The sequence below is a fragment of the Pantoea sp. OXWO6B1 genome (assembly GCF_001641135.1).
In the GTDB taxonomy this organism is placed as follows: domain Bacteria; phylum Pseudomonadota; class Gammaproteobacteria; order Enterobacterales; family Enterobacteriaceae; genus Pantoea; species Pantoea allii.
On record NZ_LWLR01000001.1, the window covers coordinates 1,461,064 to 1,484,839 of the forward strand.

General features: G+C 53.2%; 20 protein-coding genes. 10 read left to right on the plus strand and 10 right to left on the minus strand.

Translation table 11 applies throughout. From position 1 onward, the window contains the following. Positions 1 to 38 precede the first annotated feature (38 nt). The 4 genes from lpxC (at position 39) to mutT (ending at position 5,061) form a co-directional block, all read left to right on the plus strand. On the plus strand, positions 39 to 956 hold the full coding sequence (gene lpxC, locus A6A26_RS08960; protein ID WP_063878409.1) for a UDP-3-O-acyl-N-acetylglucosamine deacetylase: 918 nt from the start codon (positions 39 to 41) through the stop codon (positions 954 to 956). Between the two features lie 288 nt (positions 957 to 1,244). Continuing rightward, the gene (gene secM, locus A6A26_RS08965; RefSeq protein WP_241567497.1) at positions 1,245 to 1,751 is read left to right on the plus strand and encodes a secA translation cis-regulator SecM; all 507 of its coding nucleotides are present in this window, start codon (positions 1,245 to 1,247) and stop codon (positions 1,749 to 1,751) included. A 70-nt stretch (positions 1,752 to 1,821) separates the two neighbouring features. Then, positions 1,822 to 4,527 carry a preprotein translocase subunit SecA gene (gene secA, locus A6A26_RS08970; protein ID WP_063878411.1) on the plus strand — a complete coding sequence of 902 codons (2,706 nt, stop codon included), beginning with the start codon at positions 1,822 to 1,824 and terminating at the stop codon, positions 4,525 to 4,527. A gap of 138 nt (positions 4,528 to 4,665) precedes the next feature. Then, the gene (gene mutT / locus A6A26_RS08975; RefSeq protein ID WP_063878412.1) at positions 4,666 to 5,061 is read left to right on the plus strand and encodes an 8-oxo-dGTP diphosphatase MutT; all 396 of its coding nucleotides are present in this window, start codon (positions 4,666 to 4,668) and stop codon (positions 5,059 to 5,061) included. Between the two features lie 32 nt (positions 5,062 to 5,093). Here mutT and yacG read toward each other — a convergent pair whose 3' ends face one another. The 3 genes from yacG to coaE are packed head-to-tail and all read right to left on the minus strand — an operon-like array spanning position 5,094 to position 6,664. Further along, complete coding sequence (gene yacG, locus A6A26_RS08980; RefSeq protein WP_063878413.1) at positions 5,094 to 5,291, minus strand: DNA gyrase inhibitor YacG; 198 nt, start codon at positions 5,289 to 5,291, stop codon at positions 5,094 to 5,096. A gap of 8 nt (positions 5,292 to 5,299) precedes the next feature. Beyond that, on the minus strand, positions 5,300 to 6,043 hold the full coding sequence (gene zapD / locus A6A26_RS08985) for a cell division protein ZapD (RefSeq protein ID WP_063878414.1): 744 nt from the start codon (positions 6,041 to 6,043) through the stop codon (positions 5,300 to 5,302). A gap of 3 nt (positions 6,044 to 6,046) precedes the next feature. Continuing rightward, positions 6,047 to 6,664: a dephospho-CoA kinase gene (gene coaE / locus A6A26_RS08990; RefSeq protein WP_063878415.1), complete on the minus strand. Its 618-nt coding sequence runs from the start codon at positions 6,662 to 6,664 to the stop codon at positions 6,047 to 6,049. 225 nt (positions 6,665 to 6,889) lie between these two features. Here coaE and A6A26_RS08995 point away from each other — a divergent pair, with 225 nt between their 5' ends. Beyond that, entirely contained in the window at positions 6,890 to 7,930 is a 1,041-nt protein-coding gene (locus tag A6A26_RS08995) for a GMP reductase (protein WP_063878416.1), read from the plus strand. A 40-nt stretch (positions 7,931 to 7,970) separates the two neighbouring features. Here the strand turns inward: A6A26_RS08995 and hofC are convergent, their stop codons facing one another. The 4 genes from hofC to nadC all read right to left on the minus strand — a co-directional run bounded on the left by hofC (position 7,971) and on the right by nadC (position 12,063). Further along, on the minus strand, positions 7,971 to 9,170 hold the full coding sequence (hofC, locus tag A6A26_RS09000; protein ID WP_063878417.1) for a protein transport protein HofC: 1,200 nt from the start codon (positions 9,168 to 9,170) through the stop codon (positions 7,971 to 7,973). Continuing rightward, positions 9,163 to 10,548 (minus strand): type II secretion system protein GspE, encoded by a 1,386-nt coding sequence (gene gspE / locus A6A26_RS09005; RefSeq protein ID WP_063878418.1) that lies wholly within the window; start codon positions 10,546 to 10,548, stop codon positions 9,163 to 9,165. Before gspE ends, hofC begins: the two co-directional genes overlap by 8 nt. After that, positions 10,535 to 10,990, minus strand: a complete 456-nt coding sequence (ppdD, locus tag A6A26_RS09010; RefSeq protein WP_063878419.1) for a prepilin peptidase-dependent pilin — start codon at positions 10,988 to 10,990, stop codon at positions 10,535 to 10,537. The genes gspE and ppdD overlap by 14 nt, the downstream gene beginning before the upstream one ends. A 176-nt stretch (positions 10,991 to 11,166) precedes the next feature. Next, positions 11,167 to 12,063, minus strand: coding sequence for a carboxylating nicotinate-nucleotide diphosphorylase (gene nadC / locus A6A26_RS09015; RefSeq protein WP_063878420.1), 897 nt, complete (start codon positions 12,061 to 12,063; stop codon positions 11,167 to 11,169). A gap of 197 nt (positions 12,064 to 12,260) precedes the next feature. On the opposite strand from nadC, the gene ampD reads away from it, so the two are divergent. Together ampD and ampE are read left to right on the plus strand one after the other, a co-directional pair. After that, entirely contained in the window at positions 12,261 to 12,812 is a 552-nt protein-coding gene (gene ampD, locus A6A26_RS09020) for a 1,6-anhydro-N-acetylmuramyl-L-alanine amidase AmpD (protein ID WP_063878421.1), read from the plus strand. A gap of 16 nt (positions 12,813 to 12,828) precedes the next feature. Beyond that, positions 12,829 to 13,683 (plus strand): beta-lactamase regulator AmpE, encoded by an 855-nt coding sequence (gene ampE, locus A6A26_RS09025; RefSeq protein WP_063878422.1) that lies wholly within the window; start codon positions 12,829 to 12,831, stop codon positions 13,681 to 13,683. Here ampE and A6A26_RS09030 read toward each other — a convergent pair. The 3 genes from A6A26_RS09030 to aroP all read right to left on the minus strand — a co-directional run bounded on the left by A6A26_RS09030 (position 13,665) and on the right by aroP (position 17,556). Further along, on the minus strand, positions 13,665 to 14,624 hold the full coding sequence (locus A6A26_RS09030) for a glycoside hydrolase family 43 protein (RefSeq protein WP_063878423.1): 960 nt from the start codon (positions 14,622 to 14,624) through the stop codon (positions 13,665 to 13,667). The two genes, ampE and A6A26_RS09030, sit on opposite strands and share 19 nt — an antisense overlap. After that, complete coding sequence (locus A6A26_RS09035) at positions 14,621 to 16,024, minus strand: glycoside-pentoside-hexuronide (GPH):cation symporter (RefSeq protein ID WP_063878424.1); 1,404 nt, start codon at positions 16,022 to 16,024, stop codon at positions 14,621 to 14,623. Before A6A26_RS09035 ends, A6A26_RS09030 begins: the two co-directional genes overlap by 4 nt. Positions 16,025 to 16,200: 176 nt before the next feature. Further along, positions 16,201 to 17,556 carry an aromatic amino acid transporter AroP gene (gene aroP, locus A6A26_RS09040; RefSeq protein WP_063878425.1) on the minus strand — a complete coding sequence of 452 codons (1,356 nt, stop codon included), beginning with the start codon at positions 17,554 to 17,556 and terminating at the stop codon, positions 16,201 to 16,203. A gap of 511 nt (positions 17,557 to 18,067) precedes the next feature. On the opposite strand from aroP, the gene pdhR reads away from it, so the two are divergent. From pdhR to aceF, 3 genes are all read left to right on the plus strand, one after another. Continuing rightward, complete coding sequence (gene pdhR, locus A6A26_RS09045; protein ID WP_063878426.1) at positions 18,068 to 18,832, plus strand: pyruvate dehydrogenase complex transcriptional repressor PdhR; 765 nt, start codon at positions 18,068 to 18,070, stop codon at positions 18,830 to 18,832. 103 nt (positions 18,833 to 18,935) lie between these two features. Continuing rightward, positions 18,936 to 21,602 (plus strand): pyruvate dehydrogenase (acetyl-transferring), homodimeric type, encoded by a 2,667-nt coding sequence (gene aceE / locus A6A26_RS09050; protein ID WP_063878427.1) that lies wholly within the window; start codon positions 18,936 to 18,938, stop codon positions 21,600 to 21,602. A gap of 14 nt (positions 21,603 to 21,616) precedes the next feature. Next, positions 21,617 to 23,518: a pyruvate dehydrogenase complex dihydrolipoyllysine-residue acetyltransferase gene (gene aceF / locus A6A26_RS09055; protein WP_063878428.1), complete on the plus strand. Its 1,902-nt coding sequence runs from the start codon at positions 21,617 to 21,619 to the stop codon at positions 23,516 to 23,518. The last annotated feature ends 258 nt before the right edge of the window (positions 23,519 to 23,776 follow it).

Here is a 23,776-nt window from a genome sequence, read left to right on the forward strand (position 1 = left end):
TACTGGCGGTCGGAAAGCGATATTGCGAGATAATAACGATGATCAAACAAAGGACATTAAAACGTATTGTTCAGGCGACAGGTGTCGGTTTACATACCGGCAAGAAAGTCAGTCTGACCCTGCGCCCTGCGCCGGCTAATACCGGGGTCATCTATCGTCGCACTGACTTGAATCCACCGGTTGATTTTCCGGCTGATGCAAAATACGTGCGCGACACCATGCTGAGCACCTGCCTGGTGAACGATGAAGGCGTGCGTATTTCGACAGTTGAACACTTAAATGCCGCACTGGCAGGTCTGGGCATCGATAACATCATTGTCGAAGTTGATGCGCCAGAAATCCCGATTATGGACGGCAGTGCAGCGCCTTTCATCTATCTGCTGATGGATGCAGGTATCGAGCAGCTCAGCAGCGCCAAGAAATTTGTGCGTGTTAAGCAGACTGTGCGTGTTGAAGACGGTGACAAATGGGCAGAGATCAAACCTTATAACGGTTTCTCGCTTGATTTCACTATCGATTTCAAACACCCGGCTATCGATTCCAGCTCTCAGCGCTACCAGATGAAATTCTCTGCCGAAGCGTTTGTTCGTCAGATTAGCCGTGCACGTACTTTTGGCTTCATGCGTGAAATCGAATATCTGCAGTCTAAAGGCCTGTGCCTGGGCGGTAGTTTAGATTGTGCGATTGGCCTTGATGATTTCCGCGTGCTTAATGAAGAAGGCCTGCGTTTTGAAGACGAGTTCGTGCGTCACAAAATGCTGGATGCTATCGGCGATCTGTTTATGTGCGGCCACAATATTATTGGCGCGTTCACCGCGTTCAAATCAGGCCATGCGCTGAACAACAAACTGCTGCAGGCCGTTTTGGCTAAGCAGGAAGCCTGGGAATGGGCAACCTTCGAAGACGAAGCTGAATTGCCACTGGCGTTCAAAGCACCAAATTTGGTTCTGGCTTAAATCCGTTCAGAACGTGAAACGGCTGGCTGTGCTGACACTCTCTCCGGTCAGTGGCACCAGCCGTTTTTTATTGCCTCGCTGTTAATCTCCGCCTGTTGCGATAGCATTCCTACGTCAAAGCAAACAATTGCTGAATTGCTGCACAATCGCGCGCGATTTCTCCCGTTGTTGCGCTAATCCCAGGTGTCGCCGCGCCACATTAGTGTTACTATCTCTGGCGCTTTTACAGGCTGCATGCTGCTGAAAACCGCGGTGAATAATTAAAATGTTATGCGCAATGGAACAATTGTGATCGGAATCCTTCTACGCTGGCGACAATTAGGTAGACGCTATTTCTGGCCTCATTTCCTTCTCGGAATGGTGGCGGCCAGTCTTGGCTTGCCAGCGTGTGCGCAAACGGCTGAACTCAATACCGCATCAGAATCTTCCGCCAGTAGCCTGTTTATCGGCAATGCCGTTCGTTTTGACCATTTGATTCGTCTTCAGGAAGCCTCGCGACGTCCCAGTTTCTCGGTTGACTACTGGCACCAGCACGCCATCCGCACGGTTATCCGCCATCTCTCTTTCACGTTAACGCCGCAGGCGCAGGCGGAAGAGCAGGTGCATCCGCTGGCCGCACAAAAGCTGGCGTTGATTGATTCACTTCATGCATTATTAACCTCCCAGGCGGCACAACCCAGCATCCCGGTTCGTGTCTCCTCGCAACCTCTTCCTGCCGCTCCGACACAGACGCGTTCTGACGGACATGGCAAAGTGCACGGTATCCGTGCCGGACCCGCTTTATTGTTCTGCTAATCTCTTTGTTTTTAATCCCATTTAGATTTCGCAGTCCGGACTCTCCGGCTGAATTGAGAATATATTTATTATGTTAATCAAAATGTTGACCAAGGTTTTTGGTAGCAGCAACGATCGTACTTTGCGCCGCATGCGTAAAAACGTTGATATCATCAACAAGATGGAGCCCGAGTTCGAGGTGCTCTCCGATGACGAGCTGAAAGCCAAAACGGTACTCTTCCGTGAGCGCCTGAAAAAAGGTGAATCACTGGAAAGCCTTATCCCCGAAGCCTTTGCAACCGTACGTGAAGCCAGTAAACGTGTGTTTGGCATGCGTCACTTTGACGTGCAGCTGATTGGCGGCATGGTGCTGAATAACCGCTGTATCGCAGAGATGCGTACCGGTGAAGGTAAAACCCTGACGGCCACCCTGCCAGCCTATTTGAATGCCTTAACCGGCCAGGGCGTACACGTCGTCACCGTCAACGACTATCTGGCCCAGCGTGATGCGGAAAATAACCGTCCGTTGTTTGAGTTTCTTGGCCTGAGCGTCGGGATCAACATGTCTGGCCTGCCTTCTGTCGCCAAACGCGAAGCCTATGCAGCAGACATCACCTACGGTACCAACAACGAGTACGGCTTTGACTATCTGCGTGACAACATGGCGTTCAGTCCAGAAGAGCGCGTACAGCGTAAGCTGCACTATGCGCTGGTGGATGAAGTTGACTCCATCCTGATTGATGAAGCGCGTACGCCGCTGATCATTTCTGGTCCGGCCGAAGACAGCTCAGAACTTTACACCAAAGTGAATAAAATCATTCCTCATTTGATTCGCCAGGAAAAGGAAGATTCAGACAACTTCCAGGGCGAAGGCGACTATTGGGTCGATGAGAAGGCGCGTCAGGCGCACATGAGCGAGCGCGGTCTGGTAAAAGTAGAAGAACTGCTGGTAAGTCAGGGCATTATGGTGGAAGGCGAATCACTTTATTCACCGACCAATATCATGCTGATGCACCATGTTACTGCGGCACTTCGCGCCCATGCGCTGTTCACGCGCGATGTCGACTACATTGTAAAAGATGATGAAGTCGTCATTGTCGACGAACATACAGGTCGTACGATGCAGGGGCGTCGCTGGTCTGACGGTCTGCATCAGGCGATTGAAGCCAAAGAAGGCGTTGAGATTCAGAACGAAAACCAGACCCTGGCTTCTATCACCTTCCAGAACTACTTCCGCCTTTATGACAAGCTGGCGGGGATGACCGGTACAGCTGATACCGAAGCGTTTGAATTCAGCTCCATCTACAAACTCGATACCATTGTTGTGCCGACCAACCGTCCTATGGTGCGTAAAGATCTTGCCGATCTGGTTTATATGACCGAGAAAGAGAAGATCGATGCCATCATTGAAGACATTCGCGAGCGTACGGCCAACGGACAGCCGGTGTTGGTCGGTACGATTTCGATTGAAAAATCAGAAGTGGTATCAAACGAACTGACGCGCGCCGGCATTAAACACAATGTCCTGAATGCGAAGTTCCATGCCCGCGAAGCGGATATCGTGGCGCAGGCCGGTCAACCGGGTGCTGTCACTATCGCCACTAACATGGCGGGCCGTGGTACGGATATCATGCTGGGCGGTAGCTGGCACGCAGAAGTTGCCGAGCTTGAAAACCCATCAGATGCGCAAATCGAAGAGATTAAAGCCGCCTGGCAGATTCGCCATGATGCGGTGCTGGCTTCGGGCGGTCTGCATATCGTGGGTACTGAACGTCACGAATCGCGTCGTATTGATAACCAGCTACGTGGTCGTGCGGGTCGTCAGGGTGACGCCGGTTCTTCACGCTTCTACCTGTCCATGGAAGATGCGCTGATGCGTATCTTTGCCTCGGATCGTGTTTCCAACATGATGCGCAAACTGGGAATGAAACCTGGCGAGGCCATTGAGCATCCGTGGGTGACCAAAGCCATTGCCAACGCGCAGCGTAAGGTGGAAAGCCGTAACTTCGATATTCGTAAGCAACTGCTGGAATATGATGACGTGGCCAACGATCAGCGTCGTGCTATCTATAGCCAGCGTAATGAACTCCTTGATGTGTCTGATGTGTCAGAAACCATCAACAGTATTCGCGAAGACGTCTATAAATCCATTATCGACAGCTATATTCCGCCTCAGTCGCTGGAAGAAATGTGGGATGTGCCGGGCCTTGAAGAGCGCCTGCGTAACGATTTCGATCTGGATCTGCCGATTAGCGAATGGCTGGACAAAGAACCGGATCTGCATGAAGAGACGCTGCGTGAACGTATCATGACGCACGCCGCCGAGAGTTATGCGGAAAAAGAAGAGATCGTCGGCGCGGAAATGATGCGCAACTTTGAGAAAGGCGTCATGCTGCAAACGCTGGACTCGTTGTGGAAAGAGCACCTGGCCGCAATGGATTATCTGCGCCAGGGCATCCACTTACGTGGATATGCACAAAAAGATCCTAAGCAGGAATATAAGCGTGAATCGTTCGCCATGTTTGCCGCGATGCTGGAAACGCTCAAGTACGAAGTGATCAGTACCCTGAGCAAAGTACAGGTTCGTATGCCGGAAGAAGTCGAAGCGATGGAGCAACAACGTCGTGAAGAGGCCGAGCGCCTGGCACAACAACAGCAGTTGAGCCATGCCAGCGAAGAAATCCTGGCGGCGGAGTCCGTTGCGCAGCAGGGCGGCGAGCGTAAAGTGGGCCGTAACGATCCTTGCCCGTGCGGTTCAGGTAAAAAATACAAACAGTGTCACGGTCGTCTGGCCTGATCACGTTGTGGAACTAAAAAGGAGCCAATGGCTCCTTTTTTTGCCTTTCAGTTTGCTATTCGAACGCCTGAGCGGTTAACAACCTGCTTAACATGTTTTAGAATCAGCCCTCTTTCACTCACTCTCCGGGATATTTTCATGAAGCACCTGCAGGTTGCGGTCGGCATCATTCGCAATGCCAGTAAACAGATTTTTCTTGCCCAGCGTGCGGCGTCCTCGTATATGGCCAATAAGTGGGAATTCCCCGGCGGAAAAATTGAAGCAGGTGAGAGCGCCGAGCAAGGATTAGTGCGCGAACTGTTAGAAGAAACCGGTATTGAAGTGACGCAGGCGCGCGCTATTGGCACGAAAGATCATACCTACGACGATCTGCGCGTAACGCTGCATTTTTTCCTGGTGGAAGGCTGGAAAGGTGAGCCCTGGGGCAAAGAGGGACAACCGCAACGTTGGGTCGAACAACATGCGCTGGTCGCCGAAGAGTTTCCGGCAGCGAATCATGAGCTGATAGCGCGTCTGGTGGCGGACGAACTGTAATACGGTGGGGCAATCACGCCCCACCGTATTACTCAGCGGTCTTCTTCGCTCCAGTTATCACTGTCATTCAAATCATCGCTGCTGGGAATGCGCTTTTCTTCTGCAGCCCACTCGCCCAAATCGATTAACTGACAGCGTTTACTACAAAATGGCCGCCACGGGCTGAGTTCATCCCAGATCACTGTTTTACCGCACTGCGGGCATTCCACCGTCATTATCTCTTCCTGCATTTTCACCTCTAACAACAGGCCAGTTGGAAGTTAAGGCGCGCTGGCACTTCGCCATGCTCGCTGTCCAATGGCATAAAACGTATCGCAAAACGGCTTTTATGGCCCGAAACCTGAGGATACAGTGCATCCTCCATTTCCAGCTGCAGTCGCAATAAATCCGCGCCTTCAGCATTATCCTGATAAAACCCATTCAAACTGGTTTGTAAACGGTAGGTTCCCGACTGGCGAATCAAATCAAGCAGCATCGCCAGGGTACTGTGCAACGGGATAAGGGTTTCCATCCAGCGTGTCACCTGCGCGTCGCGCGTCGCCTGGGGCAAATGCAGCCAAATATGCAGGCCGGGTAAATCAAAGCTACAGCATCCGCCGGGAATGCTGAGTCGTTGGCGAACCAGGGCGATAAGACGATCTTCTCGCAATGGCTGTCCCATACGAGGGGCGCTGTTAAGCAGAACAGACTGCGCTTTCAGCTTGTCACGTAATGCATCCACCACGGACATATCTACGCCGGGCACATCGGCCCATGCACGCAGTTTCGCTTGCTGGCGTTCAAGCTCTTTCAGCAATTCGGTGCGCATATCGCCACGCTCGAAGATATCCAGCAGTTCTCCAATCAGGCGGAAAAAAGTCAGTGCCGTCGCGGTGTTTTCCAACGGCATAATGTCATGCAACTGGTCGATCAAAAATTCCACGCGCAGCCAGGTACGCATTTTTTCATTCAGTGGATGTTCAAACAGAACGACTGTACTCATGGGTTAATCCTGTTTCGCTGCCGCAAGCTTCAGATAAAGCTGATGGAGTTGGGCAACCTGGGGCAGCGCATTTTCAGGTGCGCCACTGTTATCAATAATATCGTCCGCACAGGCGAGACGCTGTTGACGCGTGGCCTGTGCCGCAAGAATACGTTTAGCCTGATCGAGAGAGACATTGTCGCGCTGCAGCGTGCGTTTAAGCTGCGTCTCTTCATCGGTATCGACGACCAGCACGCGATCGGCCTGCCGCTGCAGCTGATTTTCAACCAGCAAAGGCACCACCCACAAAACATAGGGCGAAACGGCCTGCGCTTTAAGCTGCTGGGTGCGTGCATTGATCAGAGGGTGAAGCAGCGCGTCTAACCAGCGTTTTTCATCGGGCGTGGCAAAAATGATCTCTCTTAAACGTGAGCGATGTAGTGCGTCCTGTTCGTTCACAATAGCGTCGCCATAGCGAGCGATAATAGCCTGAAGAGCGGGCGTGCCTGGCTCGACGACTTCACGAGCAATGACATCCGCATCAATGATATCGACACCTGACGCAGCAAAATACTCGGCAATGGTACTTTTGCCGCTGCCAATTCCGCCAGTCAGCGCCACAGTGTAGGGGGAATCTCTCACACAAACTCTCTTAGTCGCTCAGTATCACGCCGGTCACGCGTCATCACAGGATAAATATGCGCGCTGGGTCACAACAAAAATACGCAGTTGAATTTAATGGATTGTAGCGTAAATAAAGTGAAATTCGCAGTCTTGTTGCGGCTGGAATGGCGCGTATCATGAGATCGCGGGAACCGTGATGGCTTCATGCACGACAGTTTATAACCTCTTACCAGGACAGGATGTATGCGCATTGAAGAAGATTTGAAACTGGGATTTAAAGATGTATTGATTCGCCCCAAGCGCTCAACGCTGAAAAGCCGTTCTCAGGTTGAGCTGGATCGCAGCTTTACCTTTAAGCATTCCGGTCTTAGCTGGAGCGGTGTGCCGGTTATCGCCGCCAATATGGATACCGTTGGCACCTTTCTGATGGCGGAGGCGCTGGCCGGTTTTAATATTCTGACGGCTGTGCACAAGCATTACAGCGTAGAGGAATGGCGGACATTCGTGCAACGCGTACCGAGTGCAGTGCTGAAGTATGTGATGGTTTCTACCGGGACCTCGGATGCCGATCTCAATAAACTGATCGCGATTATGGCGATCTCCGACGAGTTGCAGTTCATCTGCATCGACGTCGCCAATGGCTATTCTGAACACTTTGTCGATTTCCTGAAGCGCGCCCGGGAAACCTTCCCTGGTAAAACGATCTGTGCAGGGAACGTGGTGACCGGCGAGATGGTGGAAGAGTTAATCCTGTCTGGTGCAGACATCGTTAAGGTCGGCATTGGGCCCGGCTCGGTGTGCACCACGCGCGTCAAAACCGGCGTAGGCTATCCACAGCTCTCTGCGGTCATTGAGTGCGCCGATGCGGCCCATGGCCTGAGCGGGCAAATTGTCAGCGACGGGGGTTGTAGCGTACCGGGCGATATCGCGAAAGCCTTTGGCGGCGGAGCAGATTTCGTCATGCTGGGTGGTATGCTGGCCGCGCATGATGAGTGTGAGGGCCGGATCGTCGAAGAAAATGGCGAGCGTTTCATGCTGTTTTACGGCATGAGCTCAGAGTCGGCAATGAAACGTCATGCCGGTAGCGTCGCAGAATACCGCGCGGCAGAGGGAAAAACGGTGAAGCTGCCGTTACGCGGGCCGGTGGAGGAAACCCTTCGTGACATTCTCGGCGGTCTCCGTTCTGCCTGTACGTATGTTGGCGCTGAGCGTCTGAAAGAGTTAACCAAACGCACGACCTTTATCCGGGTAGCCGAGCAGGAAAACCGAACCTTTACCCGTTAAGGCAACCTGTTGTGCATGCAGTAAGGGTGAGGCTGCGCCTTTACTGCATCGCTTCTCCTAATCCAAACACGGGTAAGTACATGGCAATCACCAATGTGCCCACAATGCCGCCAATCACCACCATCATGATGGGCTCCAGCGAGGCCGCAAGATTATCAGCACGCGTCAGCGTCTGTCCTTCATGCCATTCAGCCAGACGTACCAGCATCACATCCAGTGCGCCTGCTTCTTCACCTACGCGAATCAACTGACTGCAGAGTGGGCTAAATAAGGGATGATTGTTCAGCGCCTGGTGCAGAGGATTGCCCTGAGCAATATGATGCTGAAGTGCCTCGATAGCTTCCCGCCACAGCAGCGAGGAGAGCGTGACCTTTGCCGCCTCAAGCCCTTGCAGCAGCGTCAGTCCTGCCTGCTGCGTCAACTGCAAAACACTGTAGATTTGTGTCAGTTGACTTCCCCGCCATAGTCCGGCGATCACGGGAATGCGCAGCAAAGCTCGCTGCTCGCGACGCTGCCAGTTTTCAGCGTGCCGACGCCACTGTTGCCCTCCCACGGCCAGCAGAATAACCAACCCAGTTAACGGTAATCCCCATGCCTGCAATATCTCAGAGAGCGTAATAACAGCAGCGGTGAAAGCAGGCAAGGGGGCGTCAAAGGAGGCATACACCGAAACAAACTCCGGCAAGACAAACAGCAGCATGCCGCAGGTGACAGCCAGCGCGACGGCCAGGATAAACAGCGGATAACGCAGCGCTTTAATCACCTTGTCCCGTAAATGTTGCTGGCGCGTTTGCTGCTGTGCCAGTTGTTCGCAGCAGATGTCCAACTGACCGGTCAGCTCACCAACCTCCATCAGGGCGGGATAAAGCGGCGGAAATATTTGCGGCCACTGACGCAAGGCGTGGGAAAAGGGCTCGCCTGCTAACACGTGATGTTGCAAAGCCAGCATCAGGGCGCGCCAGGCTGCCTGAGGATGCCCTTCAGCAAGGAGGCTCAGGCTCTGTGACAGAGGAAGGCCCGCCTTAAGCAGCGTGGCGAGCTGGCGAATCAAATCGATTTTATGCTGCCACTTCCAGTCACTTCGGCGTATCACTTTTTCCCGTTTCCAGCTCACGGGCAGTAAATGACGTTGCGCCAGATCAGAAAACAGCCTGTCGCAGTCAGGTGCAAGGTGGTGGCCTGTTTGCAACCTTCCGCTGCTGTCTACCGCATGCCAGCGATACAAACAGAGGCTAGTCATTATCCAGTCCGATCACGCGCTGCATCTCTTCCAGCGAGGTTTCACCGCGGCTGACGGCTTCCAGACCGGATGTCATCAGGGTGCGCATGCCCTGCTGTTTGGCCAGGTCCAGTAAGCCTTCGACCGGCATTTCGGCGGCGATGGCGTTTTGTAACTTTGCCGTAACGGGCAGTAATTCAAATAAGGCCAGCCGACCAAAATAACCCGAAAAGCAGTGATCGCAACCCGGTGCTCGCCAGGTTTGTAAGGTACCAGGCCAGAGTGACGCAGGAAAGTGGGCCACCGCCTGCGCCGGTTCGCGGCAGCGAGGGCACAAGCGTCTTACCAGCCGTTGTGCAACGATCAGGCGGAGTGCCGAACCCAGCAGATAGCCCGGAATGCCCATTTGACGTAAGCGAGTCAACGTTTCCGCCGTCGAGTTGGTGTGCAGGGTCGAGAGAACCAGATGACCGGTTTGCGCTGCCTTAACGGCAATTTCCGCCGTCTCACCATCACGTATTTCACCCACCATGATGACGTCAGGATCCTGGCGAAGCAGAGCGCGTAACACGCGGTTGAAATCAAGGCCATACTTTGGATTAATCTGGGTCTGGTTGATACCCGGAAGCGGGATCTCAACAGGATCTTCCACGCTGCAAAGGTTCTTATCCGGCTGGTTGATGGCGCTCAGCCCGCTATAAAGCGTAAAGGTTTTGCCGCTACCGGTTGGGCCTGTTACCAGAATCAGCCCTTGCGGCTGCATCAGTGATGAGGTCAGCAGGCGTAGCTGCGCGGCAGGCAGTCCCAGCTTATCCAGTGACAACGCGGCACCTTCACTCTGCAGCAGGCGTACCACGGCTTTTTCGCCGCCCTGAATGGGCAAGGTTGAGAGCCGAAAAGAGGCCGACCTGCCGTCAATATCACAACTAAATTGCCCATCCTGAGGCAGGCGCCGTTCGGCAATATCCAGACCGGCCAGAATTTTCAGCCGCGCCAGCAGTGCAGCCGGTTGCGTATCAAACTGCGGGGGCAGGGGATGCAGGACCCCGTCAATGCGCAGGCGAATACGCAAGCCGTTCTGGTAAGGTTCGATATGAATATCCGACGCACGACGCAGTGTAGCCTGGCGCAAAAGCTGACTGGCGGCATCAATCGTCGATTCCCCTGGCGCTTTTTCTTTTGCCATTAGTGGTTTATTCGTCGATTCAAACTGTTCCAGTCGGGCCTGTGGCCAGCATTCCACTTCGGTTTTACACGGGCTGGCAAACTGTAAGGCTTCAAGCAGGCCCGCCGGAATGCTTTCGGCAACGGCAAGGCGTAAGTGGGTCGTATTGTGATCGAGGACAATCGCTCTGTAGCGCTGGCAGATCAGCCTAATCGCATCATCAGGTTTTTGCATATGCGCCTCCCCGATCGGCAAAGCGGAATTGTTCCTGACAGTTATCACGCAGAGTCGTGTTATTGCTGGTACAGGTGCGCTGCCACACGATGGTGCCCTGGGTGCTGTCCCATACGGGGAGCATCTCAACGCTTAATCCGTTAAGGCTTTCCTGCCCGGTCAGGGTAATCATGCCGTTGACCACGGTGATGGCCGACACATAACGCGATGTGGTTCCCTGCGGAATACCGCGTTGCCCGGCCTGGCACTGATCAGGACCGCCGCGCTCAATGGCACACAGTTCAACGGCTGTCTTAAAGGGCACCATCGTTTGCAACATGTCGGTTAGCGCGGCGCGCTGCAGATAGTTTTGATAAGCAGGCAGCCCAATAGCGCTGAGAATTGCCACGATGCCAACCACAATCATTAATTCAACCAGCGTGAAACCACGTTGATAGATCATTCCATTGCCTCCTGTGTAAGAAGGCCGCAGTGTAAAAAGCCTGTGGCGGCGATAACAGCAGCAGATCAGGAGAGTGGAAAAGCGCAGGCAGGAAAGAAAGCGGATTACAGCAATACAGCTTAAACAGTGGAAGAAACTGCACAAAACAGGCCGTGCCAGCGGCACGGCGAAAACCATTAGCTCGCTTGAAAGCGCATGGAAAGATCGAGGGCACGCACATGTTTGGTCAGTGCACCGACGGAAATATAGTCCACACCGGTCTGGGCGATTTGGCGGAGTGTCGTATCAGTGACATTGCCGGAGACCTCCAGCAGCGCGCGACCTGCCGTTACCGTCACCGCTTCGCGCATCTCATCCAGCGTAAAGTTGTCCAGCATGATGATATCGGCTGCCGCCTCAAGGGCTTCCTGTAGCTCCTTTAACGACTCGACTTCCACTTCCACCGGGACATCCGGATAGAGCCAAAAGGCTTTTTCCACCGCCTGGCGAATCGATCCACTGGCAATAATATGGTTCTCTTTAATTAAAAAAGCATCAGACAGCCCAAGGCGGTGATTGCTGCCCCCGCCGCACAGTACGGCATACTTTAAGGCCGTACGTAGCCCCGGTACGGTTTTACGCGTATCCAGAAGCTGTGTCTGTGTGCCTTCCAGCAGCGCGACATAGCGGCTGACTTCAGTGGCCACGCCCGACAGCGTTTGCACAAAGTTTAGGGCAGTACGCTCGGCAGTGAGCAGCAGGCGAGCGGGGCCCTCAATGTCAAACAACCGCTGATCCGCGATAACGGGTTGTCCATCTTCAACATGCCAGGTCAGTGCGTCATAGGTACCCAACTGGTTAAAGACCTCTTCCACCCAGCGTTTACCACAAAAAACACCGGCTTCTCGGGTAATGACCTGGGCATGGGCCCGGCTTTCGGCAGGCAACAGCTGCGCGGTAATATCCCGATCGCTGTCTATCTCACCGCCAAGATCTTCCTGTAATGCGCGTGCAACCGTTTCAGGAATATCATTTTCAATACGTTCAAGCAGCGCCTTGTGGCGACTGTCAGGATCATAGCGACGCACAGACATAGCGTTCAGCTCCAGCAAAAGTCAGATAACAGTGTGATTACCATATCCTGAATAATACAGCGGTGCCAGTCCTGAACGGTGTTTTGTTTAGTATACTTAACAAAACAGTTTCGGTGCGTAGGTCGCGGCGCATTTTGGCGCAATAATCCCTTAGAATTCATGTTATTCTCAAACCGATTCCGCGATGAGAAACCAGTATGAAATTAGAAAAAGGATGGCTGACCGGTGTGCGACAGGTGCCGTCACCGCACTATAATGCGCGGCCGCATAACGAAGCACCTTCTCTTCTGGTTATTCATAATATTAGCCTGCCGCCGGGTGAATATGGCGGCCCGTGGATCGATAAACTGTTCACGGGCACACTGCCTTCAGACGCCCATCCTTACTTTGCTGATATCGCCCATTTACGCGTCGCCGCACACTGCTTAATTCGGCGTGATGGCGAGATTGTGCAGTATGTGCCCTTTGACCAGCGCGCCTGGCACGCGGGGATATCGCAGTTTGCAGGACGGGAAAACTGCAACGATTTTTCCATTGGCATTGAGCTGGAAGGAACGGATGTTGAACCCTATACCGAAGCGCAATACCAGGCTCTGCATCAGATCACGCAAATCTTGATGCAGCACTATCCGATAACGCCTGCCCGCATTACCGGACACAGTGATATCGCACCGGAGCGTAAAACCGATCCCGGCCCGGCGTTTGACTGGACCTATTATCAGCAGCGGTTACAGCAACGAAAATCATGATTTATCTGGAGTAACTATGACGTTATTTACCTTGTTACTGGTTTTAGGTTGGGAGCGGCTGTTTAAGCTGGGGGAGCACTGGCAACTGGATCATCGGCTTGAGCCCTTTTTCCGCGGTCGTCGGCACTTTTCTGTTATGCGCACCCTGTTGATGCTGTTTGTGGTGATGGTGCTGACCGCGCTGGTGGTATGGAGCCTGAAAGGCATTCTGTTTGGTATCCCTCAACTCGTGTTCTGGATTGTCGTGGGATTATTGTGCATCGGTGCCGGTGTGGTGCGTCAGCATTATCATGCCTATCTGCAGGCCGCGAGCCGTGATGAAGCCGCAGCGCATCAGGCAATGGCAGCAGAATTAACCCTGATCCACGGCGTGCCGGTTGAATGCAGTGAACGCGAATTTTTACGTGAGTTACAAAACGCCCTCATCTGGATTAACTTCCGTTTTTATCTGGCACCGATGTTCTGGTTTGTGGTGGGAGGTGCGTGGGGCCCGGTTTTGCTGGTGGGTTACGCTTTTTTACGGGCCTGGCAAAGCTGGCTGGCAAAACACTGTACGCCGATGGCGCGTGCGCAATCCGGCGTGGACAGCATTTTGCATCTGGTTGACTGGATTCCGGTGCGGCTGGCGGGCGTAGCCTATGCGCTGCTCGGCCACGGAGAGAAGGCGTTACCTGCCTGGTTTGCATCATTAACCGACAGGCACCGCTCTCAGTACCATGTGCTAACCACGCTGGCGCAGTTTTCCCTGGCCCGCGATCCACACAGCGATAAGGTCGCTACGCCACGTGTTGCGGTGGCGCTGGCGAAGCGTATTTCGCTGGTGTTAGTCGTGGTGGTGGCGCTCCTGACCATCTACGGCACGCTGGTGTGATCGGCAGGTGGCACGCCAAAATCCGGTGTGCCATCTTCTCGCCAGTGTACATATTTCAGGCGCGTGTGACGATTACCATCCCACAGAGGGTCCCCTTCAATTTCCGTATAGTTGCGCGCATGGTAGACCAGCAGATCGCGTCCGCTTTCATCCTGTGTAAAGCAACTGTGCCCTGGCCCGTACTGGCGATTTTCCCAACTGGTCGAGAATACCGGTCGCGCTGACTTTTGCCAGGCTAGCGCGTTCAACGGATCGGCGTCACGCTGAATAGACAGCAGGCCCATACAGTAATTTTCATCCGTTGCGCTGGCCGAATACGTAATGAAAAGCCGATCGCCATGCACAATCGCTGCCGCCCCTTCATTAACACTAAAGCCCGCGCACTCCCATTCGTATTCCGGGCGGCTCAGCATCACCGGCTTACCTTTTAGCGTCCACGGATTGCGCAACTCCGCAAGGTAGAGGTTGGAATTACCCGGAATGCTGGGATCTTTCTGCGCCCATAAATACCAGTTTTTGCCCTGATGAACGAAGTGAGTGGCGTCCAGCGAGAAACTGTCGATGTGGCTTAAAACCTGGCGTGCAGGCTGCCAGCTGCCGCTGAGGGGATCCGCATCGTCGCAGACCAGTGCGTACATGCGGTGCTGGAACAGTCCGTCTTTGATGTCGCGTGAAGGGGCTGCGGCAAAATAGATGACCCACTGACCATCAATATGGTGCAGCTCCGGTGCCCAAATCAACTCGCTAAAGGGGCCGATATCAGGCTTTTGCCATACCACAACCGGCTCTGCGTTGCGTAAGCCCATCAACGTGCTGGCACGACGGATTTCCAGACGATCGTATTCCGGTACGGAAGCAATGAAGTAATAGTGCTCTCCATGGCGCAGGATAAAAGGATCGGCACGTCGTTCGATAAAAGGGTTAGGCCAGTTCTCGCTCATTTCACTGCTCCCGTCTGGATCTCGCTGGTGTGTTGATTGTGTCCCGTCTGTACCGCTGTACGGCGCAGGGCAAGATCGCGTTGGATGGTTTGCATTAAGCTGCGATCCACTTTCATCAGCCGCACTACGCCGGCGGTAATCAAATAACCGATGCCCGGAATAACGGTAAACAGCAGCACGATCCCACTGATGGCATGCGCGGATTGCTGTTCCGCTCCGGCATCGTAGCCGTAAGCCGAGAGCAGAAAACCAACCATGGCACCTGCGACCGCCAGGCCCACCTTGAGGAAGAACAGGTTGCCGGAAAAGCTGATGCCGGTAATGCGCTTGCCGGTTTTCCACTCACCGTAGTCATCCACATCGGCCATAAGGGACCAATGCAAAGGCGAAGGAATCTGATGCAGGATATTCAGCAGGAAGTAGGCGATGACCACCGTGACGGTGGCGTGCGGATCGAGCCAGTAAAAACCACTGGAGAACAACGCGAGGGCAATATTGGTCCAGAAAAAGACCTTCAGCTTACACCAACGATCGGTCAGCACTTTTGCCAGCGTACTGCCAAGCATCATGCCCACCACACCAAGGCTGATAAACAGCGTAGCAAAGTGAGGGGTTTGGCCCATCACCCAGGTGACGTAGTACATGGTTGCCGCCATACGAATAAACCCAGGGCAGACGTTGCAGAACGTCAGCAGCAGGATGCGCACCCACTGATCATTCTTCCACACGTCACGCAAATCGTGTTTCAGATCTTCATTTGTCGGCACGGCAGGGTGAATACGTTCACGGACGTTGGCGAAACAGAACAGGAACATCGCTAATCCCACCAGCGCCAGTAGGCCCATCGCCATTTGATAGCCGCGCGCTTTATTCTCGCCACCAAACCACTCAGCCATGGGCAGCAGTGACAGTGAGAGGATCAACGTAGCAATGCCCACCATCACAAAGCGATAGGACTGACAGGACACGCGCTCACCGGGATCGTTGGTAATCACGCCGCCCAGCGAGCAATAGGGGATATTAATCGCAGTGTAGGTCAGGGACATGAAAAAATAGGTGACAAACGCCCAAATAACCTTGCTGTGGTAGCTCCAGTCAGGTGTGGTAAACATCAGCACACTGAATATGACATAGGGCACCGATACCCAGAGCAGCCAGGGGCGAAAGCGTCCCCAGCGACTTTTGGTGCGGTCGGCAATAGCGCCCATTATCGGATCGGTGATGGCATCAAGAATCCGGACAGAGAGTAACAGTACACCGACCAATGCCGGGGCTAAGCCAAACACATCAGTATAGAAATAGCTGAGAAACAACATGACGGCACCGCCAATCATATTGCATCCGGCATCACCCATGCCGTAGCCCAGCTTTTCTCTGAACGAGAGCGTTTTACCTGTCATTATTGTTTCCTGCAGAAGGATTAAACAGAAAAGGATTATTAATGTTTAATCAGCAGGATGAGCGGCAATAAATCGTTGCGATGATGGACAAAACAGCCATGGAGAGAGAAGTGTGAACAGCGTCGGGTTTAACGACTGCCCACCCGCTTAAACATGCGCGCGGGTGGGCAGCGCCATCAGGCTTTTTGCGTTTTATTTTTAACTACATAACCAACAGCAAGGATGAGCAGCCAGACAGGGATTAACCATACGGAAATGGCCATGCCGGGTGTCATCGCCATCAGGACCAGAATTCCGCCCAGGAAAACCAGGCAAATCCAGTTACCCAGTGGATACAGAACGGCCTTAAAGCGGGTCGTCACGCCCTGCTGATTTTTCTTTTTACGGAATTTCAGGTGCGCCAGACTAATCATCGCCCAGTTGATAACCAGCGCAGAAACGACCAGCGACATCAACAGACCAAACGCTTCGCCCGGCATCAGGAAGTTGAGCAGCACACACAGGGCAGTCGCAACGGCTGACACCAGAATACTCATCACCGGCACGCCGCGACGGTCAACGTTCAGCAGCGCTTTAGGCGCATTTCCCTGCTGTGCCAGACCAAACAGCATACGACTGTTACAGTAAACGCAGCTGTTATAGACCGACAGAGCGGCCGTCAGGATGACCACGTTCAGGGCATTCGCGACCATCGCATCGCCCAGTTCATGGAAAATAAACACGAAAGGGCTGGTGTCTTCGGTTACGCGCGTCCACGGCATCAAAGAAAGCAGTACCGCCAGCGAGCCGATATAGAAAATCAGGATACGCCACAGCACCTGATTGGTCGCCTTAGGGATCGTGATTTCCGGGTTATCCGCTTCCGCCGCCGTAATTCCCACCAGTTCCAGCCCACCAAACGAAAACATGATAATCGCCATGACCATCACCAGTCCGCCCAGGCCATTAGGCAGAAAGCCGCCGTGCTCCCACAGGTTGCGCACGGTTGCCTGTGGACCGCCCGTACCGCTAAACAGCAGCCAGCCGCCGAACAGGATCATCGCAATAACCGCAATCACCTTGATAATGGCGAACCAAAATTCCATCTCACCAAACACTTTTACGTTGGTCAGGTTAACGGCATTGATCAGCACAAAGAAGATCGCGGCTGAGGCCCAGGTAGGAAAATCAGGCCACCAGAACTGAATATATTTACCGACGGCACTCAACTCGGCCATCGCCACCAGCACATACAGAACCCAGTAGTTCCAGCCCGATGCAAAACCAGCAAAGTTACCCCAGTATTTATAGGCGAAATGACTGAAGCTACCGGCTACCGGCTCTTCAACCACCATTTCACCAAGTTGGCGCATAATTAAAAAAGCGATAAATCCGGCAATGGCATAGCCTAAAATAACGGCTGGCCCTGCCGATTTGATGACCGACGCGCTGCCCAGAAACAGGCCGGTTCCCACTGCACCACCCAGGGCAATCAACTGAATATGGCGGTTTTTTAAACCGCGCTTCAGCGATTCGCCGTGCTGTTGTTCCATACACACCTCGTGATGTTGTTATTCTTCGCTGCAGTGCAAGCTGACTGTAAAGAATTGATTACATTAACGACTGATATTTTTAGGGTATCTGACTTGCGTAATGAAGCCAGTTGTAACCTGGGGACCAGAATAGTGATAAGCGCAGGGCTTTGCACCTGCTTTCGCTTTAGCGGTCACGAGTTGCCTGAAAAAGAAGCAACCGGGTGGAATCCATAGCGATTGGCGATAAAGAAAAAGGCTCCGGCTCGGTCAAAAACCGCACAGCCAGCTAAATCGGTTTAACTGCCGACGTTATGTAATTTTTAGTAAAAGTTAAAAAAATTAACATTCCGCTAACGCCCGGCTTTCCACTTTTTAACTCTACAGTTATGGCAGCCACGCCGCATTCCTTCACTTTAATGTCACAGATGCCGTATAGACACAAGGTGAATACTTTGTTACTTTACGGGCACCTTTTTTGAATTGGTATTACCAATTTACTTTGTCAGACAGGCACATTTAAGAAGGGAAGATGGCTTACAGTAAGATTCGTCAACCCAAACTCTGCGATGCAATTGAGCAGCAACTTGAATCCCTGATCATGGAAGGGACGCTTCAGCCGGGAGAGAAGTTGCTTCCCGAGCGCGAACTCGCCAAACAATTCGATGTTTCACGTCCGTCTCTCCGCGAGGCAATCCAGCGTTTAGAAGCGAAAGGATTGTTACTTCGCCGTCAGGGCGGCGGAACATTCGTACAGAAGCATCTCTGGCAGAGCATGAGCGATCCTCTCGTTGAGCTTCTCGCAGAACATCCGGAATCTCAGTTTGACCTGTTGGAAACGCGCCATGCTTTAGAAGGTATCGCGGCTTACTATGCCGCACTGCGTGGCACAGAAGAAGATTTACAGCGTATTCGCGACTGTCATCTTCATATACAGCAGGCGCAGGACAGCGGCGATCTCGACGCTGAAGCAGACGCAGTGATGAAGTATCAGATCGCTGTCACAGAAGCCGCCCATAATGTCGTGCTTTTGCATTTGCTACGATCAATGGGCCCTATGCTGGAACAGAACGTTCGACAGAATTTTGAATTGCTCTACTCGCGCCGGGAAATGCTGGCGAAAGTGAGCGGTCACCGCGCCAGAATTTTTGAGGCGATTGTGGCTCGTGAGCCGGAACAAGCACGCGAGGCTTCACACCGTCACCTGGCGTTCATTGAGGAAATCTTGCTGGACAGAAGTCGGGAGCAGAGCCGTCGAGAACGCTCCCTGCGTCGTTTACAGCAACGTAAGGAATAACGTGCGGCAAAGATCGTGCGGACATGTGCGACGAGCCTGTCTCCCTGACGTTAACAGGCTCCCGATTTTTCAACGTATTAGACACAGATAAGGAATACCCCCCATGTCAGAACGTTTACACAATGACGTGGATCCGATTGAAACTCGTGACTGGCTACAGGCGATCGAATCGGTCATCCGTGAAGAAGGTGTTGAACGTGCACAGTATCTGATTGATCAGGTACTGAGTGCAGCCCGCAAAGGCGGTGTGAAAGTTGCTGGCGGTGCTGCCGCAATCAGTAACTACATCAACTCTATTGCCGTTGAAGATGAACCGGACTATCCGGGCAACACCTCACTTGAACGTCGTATCCGTTCCGCCATCCGCTGGAACGCCATCGTGTCAGTGCTGCGTGCATCGAAAAAAGATTTGGAACTGGGTGGTCACCTCTCCTCCTTCCAGTCTTCCGCCACCATTTATGAAGTGTGCTTTAACCACTTCTTCCGGGCGCGCAGCGAAAAAGATGGCGGTGATCTGGTTTACTTCCAGGGCCACATTTCGCCAGGCATTTACTCACGTGCCTTCCTTGAAGGTCGTTTGACTGAAGAGCAGATGGATAACTTCCGTCAGGAAGTCGACGGTAAAGGTCTGTCTTCTTATCCGCATCCAAAACTGATGCCGGAATTCTGGCAGTTCCCGACCGTCTCAATGGGCCTGGGTCCACTGAATGCAATTTATCAGGCTAAATTCCTGAAATATCTGGAACACCGTGGCCTGAAAGAGACGTCGGGCCAGACCGTTTATGCCTTCCTGGGCGACGGCGAGATGGATGAGCCAGAATCGAAAGGTGCGATTACCATCGCCACCCGTGAAAAACTGGATAACCTGGTCTTCATCATCAACTGTAACCTGCAGCGCCTGGATGGACCGGTAACCGGTAACGGTAAGATCATCAATGAGCTGGAAGGCATTTTTGCCGGTGCTGGCTGGGAAGTGATCAAGGTTATCTGGGGTGGCCGTTGGGACGAACTGCTACGCAATGACACCAGCGGTAAGCTGATCCAGCTGATGAACGAAACCGTTGATGGCGACTACCAGACCTTTAAATCCCGCGACGGCGCTTATGTACGTGAGCACTTCTTCGGCAAATATCCGGAAACCGCAGCCCTGGTGAAAGACTGGTCAGACGATGAGATCTGGTCACTGAACCGCGGCGGTCACGATCCGAAGAAAATCTATGCGGCCCTGAAAAAAGCGCAAGACACCAAGGGCAAGCCGGTGCTGATTCTGGCACATACCATTAAAGGTTATGGTATGGGCGACACGGCCGAAGGTAAAAACATCGCGCACCAGGTCAAGAAGATGAACATGGATGGCGTTCGCTACATCCGCGATCGCTTCAACGTGCCGGTAGAAGACGACAAGATCGAATCTCTGCCTTACATCACCTTCGATAAAGGCTCTGAAGAGTACAACTACCTGCACGGCCAGCGTGAGAAGTTAGGCGGTTACCTGCCATCACGCCAGCCGAAGTTCACTGAAAAGCTGGAAATGCCAGCGCTGGAAGAGTTCGGTGCGCTGCTTGAAGAGCAGAACAAAGAGATCTCGACCACTATCGCATTTGTGCGTGCCCTGAATGTGATGCTGAAGAACAAGTCGATCAAAGACCGCCTGGTACCGATTCTTGCTGATGAAGCACGTACTTTCGGTATGGAAGGTCTGTTCCGTCAGATTGGTATCTACAGCCCGAACGGTCAGCAGTACACGCCGCAGGACCGCGAGCAGGTGGCTTACTATAAAGAAGACGAGAAAGGTCAGATTTTGCAGGAAGGGATCAACGAGCTGGGCGCAGGTTCATCCTGGCTGGCGGCGGCGACCTCTTACAGCACCAACAATCTGCCGATGATTCCGTTCTACATCTATTATTCGATGTTCGGCTTCCAGCGTATTGGCGATCTGATGTGGCTGGCGGGCGACCAACAGGCACGCGGCTTCCTGGTCGGCGGTACATCAGGCCGTACCACATTGAACGGTGAAGGTTTGCAGCATGAAGATGGTCACAGCCATATTCAGTCTCTGACAATTCCAAACTGTATCTCCTACGATCCGTCATATGCCTACGAAGTAGCCGTCATCATGCATGATGGCCTGGTCCGTATGTACGGCGAAGCGCAGGAAAATATCTATTACTACATCACCACGCTGAACGAAAACTACCACATGCCAGCGATGCCGAAAGGTGCCGAGGAAGGTATCCGTAAAGGTATCTATAAGCTGGAAACCGTGGACGGTAGCAAAGGTAAAGTTCAGCTGTTGGGCTCAGGCTCTATTCTGCGCCATGTACGTGAAGCTGCCCAGATCCTGGCGAACGATTACGGCATCGGTTCAGACGTTTACAGCGTTACCTCGTTCACCGAACTGGCCCGCGATGGTCAGGATTGTGAGCGCTGGAACATGCTGCATCCAACGGAAGCACCTCGCGTGCCTTACATCGCTCAGGTGATGAACGAAGCACCTGCCGTGGCGTCAACCGACTACATGAAGCTGTTTGCTGAGCAGGTTCGCAGCTATGTGCCGTCAAGCGATTACCGCGTGCTGGGTACGGATGGTTTTGGCCGCTCTGACAGCCGTGAAAATCTGCGTCACCACTTTGAAGTGGATGCATCTTACGTTGTGGTTGCCGCGCTGGGTGAACTGGCTAAACGTGGCGAAATCGATAAGAAAGTCGTGGCGGATGCGATCGTGAAGTTCAAGATCGATGCCGATAAAGTTAACCCGCGTCTGGCTTAAGAGGTAACAGAGTAATGGCTATTGAAATCAAGGTACCAGATATCGGGTCAGACGAAGTTGAAGTCACCGAAATTCTGGTCAAGGTTGGCGACAAGGTGGAAGCCGAGCAGTCGCTGATCACCGTGGAAGGCGATAAAGCCTCGATGGAAGTTCCCTCGCCGCAGGCCGGTGTGGTGAAAGAGATCAAAATCGCGACCGGCGACAAAGTAGAAACCGGCTCGCTGATCATGATGTTTGACGCAGACGATGCTGCAGAAGCCGCACCCGCGCCAGCGCAGGAGAAAAAAGCAGACGCAGCGCCAGCCGCTGCACCTGCCAGCGCCAGCGCCAGCAAAGACGTTAACGTACCGGATATCGGCGGCGACGAAGTTGAAGTCACCGAGATCCTGGTAAAAGTGGGCGACAAGGTAGAAGCTGAGCAATCGCTGATTGTGGTTGAAGGCGACAAAGCATCGATGGAAGTTCCGGCGCCGTTCGCGGGCGTGGTGAAAGAGATCATTATTACCACCGGCGATAAAGTGAATACCGGTTCTCACATCATGGTATTTGAAGCAGAAGGCGCTGCGCCTGCTGCTGATGCTAAGCCAGAAGTAAAAGAAGACGCGGCGGCTGCGCCAGCAGCAGCGGCTGGCGCAAAAGACGTCAATGTACCGGATATCGGTGGCGATGAAGTCGAAGTCACCGACGTGCTGGTGAAGGTGGGCGATAAAGTCGAGGCTGAGCAGTCACTGATTGTGGTGGAAGGCGATAAAGCATCGATGGAAGTTCCTGCACCTTTCGCCGGTACGGTCAAAGCGCTGAAAATCGCTACTGGCGATAAAGTCAGCACCGGCTCGCTGATTATGGTGTTTGAAGTGGAAGGCGCAGCGCCAGCCGCTGCACCGGCTGCCAAAAAAGAGGCCGCACCTGCGCCAGCGGCGGCGGCGGAATCTAAGCCTGCGGCTCCTGCTGCTGCGAAAGCAGACAGCAAAGGTGAGTTTGCCGAGAACGATGCCTATGTACATGCCACGCCGGTCATTCGTCGTCTGGCACGTGAATTCGGCGTGAATCTGGCGAAGGTGAAAGGCACGGGCCGTAAGGGCCGTATCCTGAAAGAAGACGTTCAGGCTTACGTGAAAGATGCGGTGAAACGTGCAGAAGCCGCGCCAGCCGCTGCCAGCGGTGGTGGCCTGCCCGGCATGCTGCCATGGCCGAAGGTTGACTTCAGCAAGTTTGGTGAAATCGAAGAAGTGGAACTGGGCCGTATCCAGAAAATCTCGGGTGCGAACCTGAGCCGTAACTGGGTGATGATCCCGCACGTTACGCACTTTGATAAAACCGATATCACCGAGCTGGAAGCCTTCCGTAAACAACAGAACGCCGAAGCTGAGAAGCGTAAACTGGATGTGAAATACACACCTGTTGTCTTCATCATGAAAGCGGTCGCTGCGGCGCTTGAGCAGATGCCACGCTTCAACAGTTCACTGTCTGAAGATGCGCAGAAGCTGACGTTGAAAAAGTACATCAACATCGGTGTGGCAGTTGATACGCCAAATGGCCTGGTTGTTCCGGTGTTTAAAGACGTGAACAAAAAGGGCATCACCGAGCTGTCTCGTGAGCTGATGGCGATCTCTAAAAAGGCGCGCGATGGCAAACTGACCGCTGGCGATATGCAGGGCGGCTGTTTCACCATCTCCAGCCTTGGCGGCCTGGGAACCACCCACTTTGCGCCGATCGTTAACGCGCCAGAAGTGGCCATCCTTGGCGTGTCGAAGTCAGCGATGGAGCCAGTATGGAACGGTAAAGAGTTTGCACCGCGTCTGATGATGCCAATCTCTCTGTCCTTCGATCACCGGGTTATTGACGGTGCAGATGGGGCACGTTTCATTACCATTGTTGGCAATATGCTGTCAGATATTCGTCGTCTGGTTATGTAAAACGCGCAAAAGGCCGGCAAATGCCGGCCTTTTTGTAACATTCAGGGCACCGCGGTTGGCAGTTTATTAACAATTCTGTAAACTCTTGCGGTGAACATGTCCCGGTGGAATAAGGACATTATGAGCCTATTCCATTAGGCATAATTGGCGTAGTCAGATTGAGTCACTGCCGCGCAAACCCGATAGCCGTGGGTTTGCAGCAGCATACGCAATATGGCCAGTTAACTAGCCTAATGGGATAGGCTCAGCGTCTGACCC

Bases quoted from the DNA above. Each gene is read 5' to 3' on its own strand.
- lpxC (WP_063878409.1), top strand. From the start codon at position 39: ATGATCAAACAAAGGACATTAAAACGTATTGTTCAGGCGACAGGTGTC.
- secA (WP_063878411.1), top strand. From the start codon at position 1,822: ATGTTAATCAAAATGTTGACCAAGGTTTTTGGTAGCAGCAACGATCGT.
- mutT (WP_063878412.1), top strand. From the start codon at position 4,666: ATGAAGCACCTGCAGGTTGCGGTCGGCATCATTCGCAATGCCAGTAAA.
- yacG (WP_063878413.1), bottom strand. From the start codon at position 5,291: ATGCAGGAAGAGATAATGACGGTGGAATGCCCGCAGTGCGGTAAAACA.
- zapD (WP_063878414.1), bottom strand. From the start codon at position 6,043: ATGAGTACAGTCGTTCTGTTTGAACATCCACTGAATGAAAAAATGCGT.
- A6A26_RS08995 (WP_063878416.1), top strand. From the start codon at position 6,890: ATGCGCATTGAAGAAGATTTGAAACTGGGATTTAAAGATGTATTGATT.
- hofC (WP_063878417.1), bottom strand. From the start codon at position 9,170: ATGACTAGCCTCTGTTTGTATCGCTGGCATGCGGTAGACAGCAGCGGA.
- gspE (WP_063878418.1), bottom strand. From the start codon at position 10,548: ATGCAAAAACCTGATGATGCGATTAGGCTGATCTGCCAGCGCTACAGA.
- ppdD (WP_063878419.1), bottom strand. From the start codon at position 10,990: ATGATCTATCAACGTGGTTTCACGCTGGTTGAATTAATGATTGTGGTT.
- nadC (WP_063878420.1), bottom strand. From the start codon at position 12,063: ATGTCTGTGCGTCGCTATGATCCTGACAGTCGCCACAAGGCGCTGCTT.
- ampD (WP_063878421.1), top strand. From the start codon at position 12,261: ATGAAATTAGAAAAAGGATGGCTGACCGGTGTGCGACAGGTGCCGTCA.
- ampE (WP_063878422.1), top strand. From the start codon at position 12,829: ATGACGTTATTTACCTTGTTACTGGTTTTAGGTTGGGAGCGGCTGTTT.
- A6A26_RS09030 (WP_063878423.1), bottom strand. From the start codon at position 14,624: ATGAGCGAGAACTGGCCTAACCCTTTTATCGAACGACGTGCCGATCCT.
- A6A26_RS09035 (WP_063878424.1), bottom strand. From the start codon at position 16,024: ATGACAGGTAAAACGCTCTCGTTCAGAGAAAAGCTGGGCTACGGCATG.
- aroP (WP_063878425.1), bottom strand. From the start codon at position 17,556: ATGGAACAACAGCACGGCGAATCGCTGAAGCGCGGTTTAAAAAACCGC.
- pdhR (WP_063878426.1), top strand. From the start codon at position 18,068: ATGGCTTACAGTAAGATTCGTCAACCCAAACTCTGCGATGCAATTGAG.
- aceE (WP_063878427.1), top strand. From the start codon at position 18,936: ATGTCAGAACGTTTACACAATGACGTGGATCCGATTGAAACTCGTGAC.
- aceF (WP_063878428.1), top strand. From the start codon at position 21,617: ATGGCTATTGAAATCAAGGTACCAGATATCGGGTCAGACGAAGTTGAA.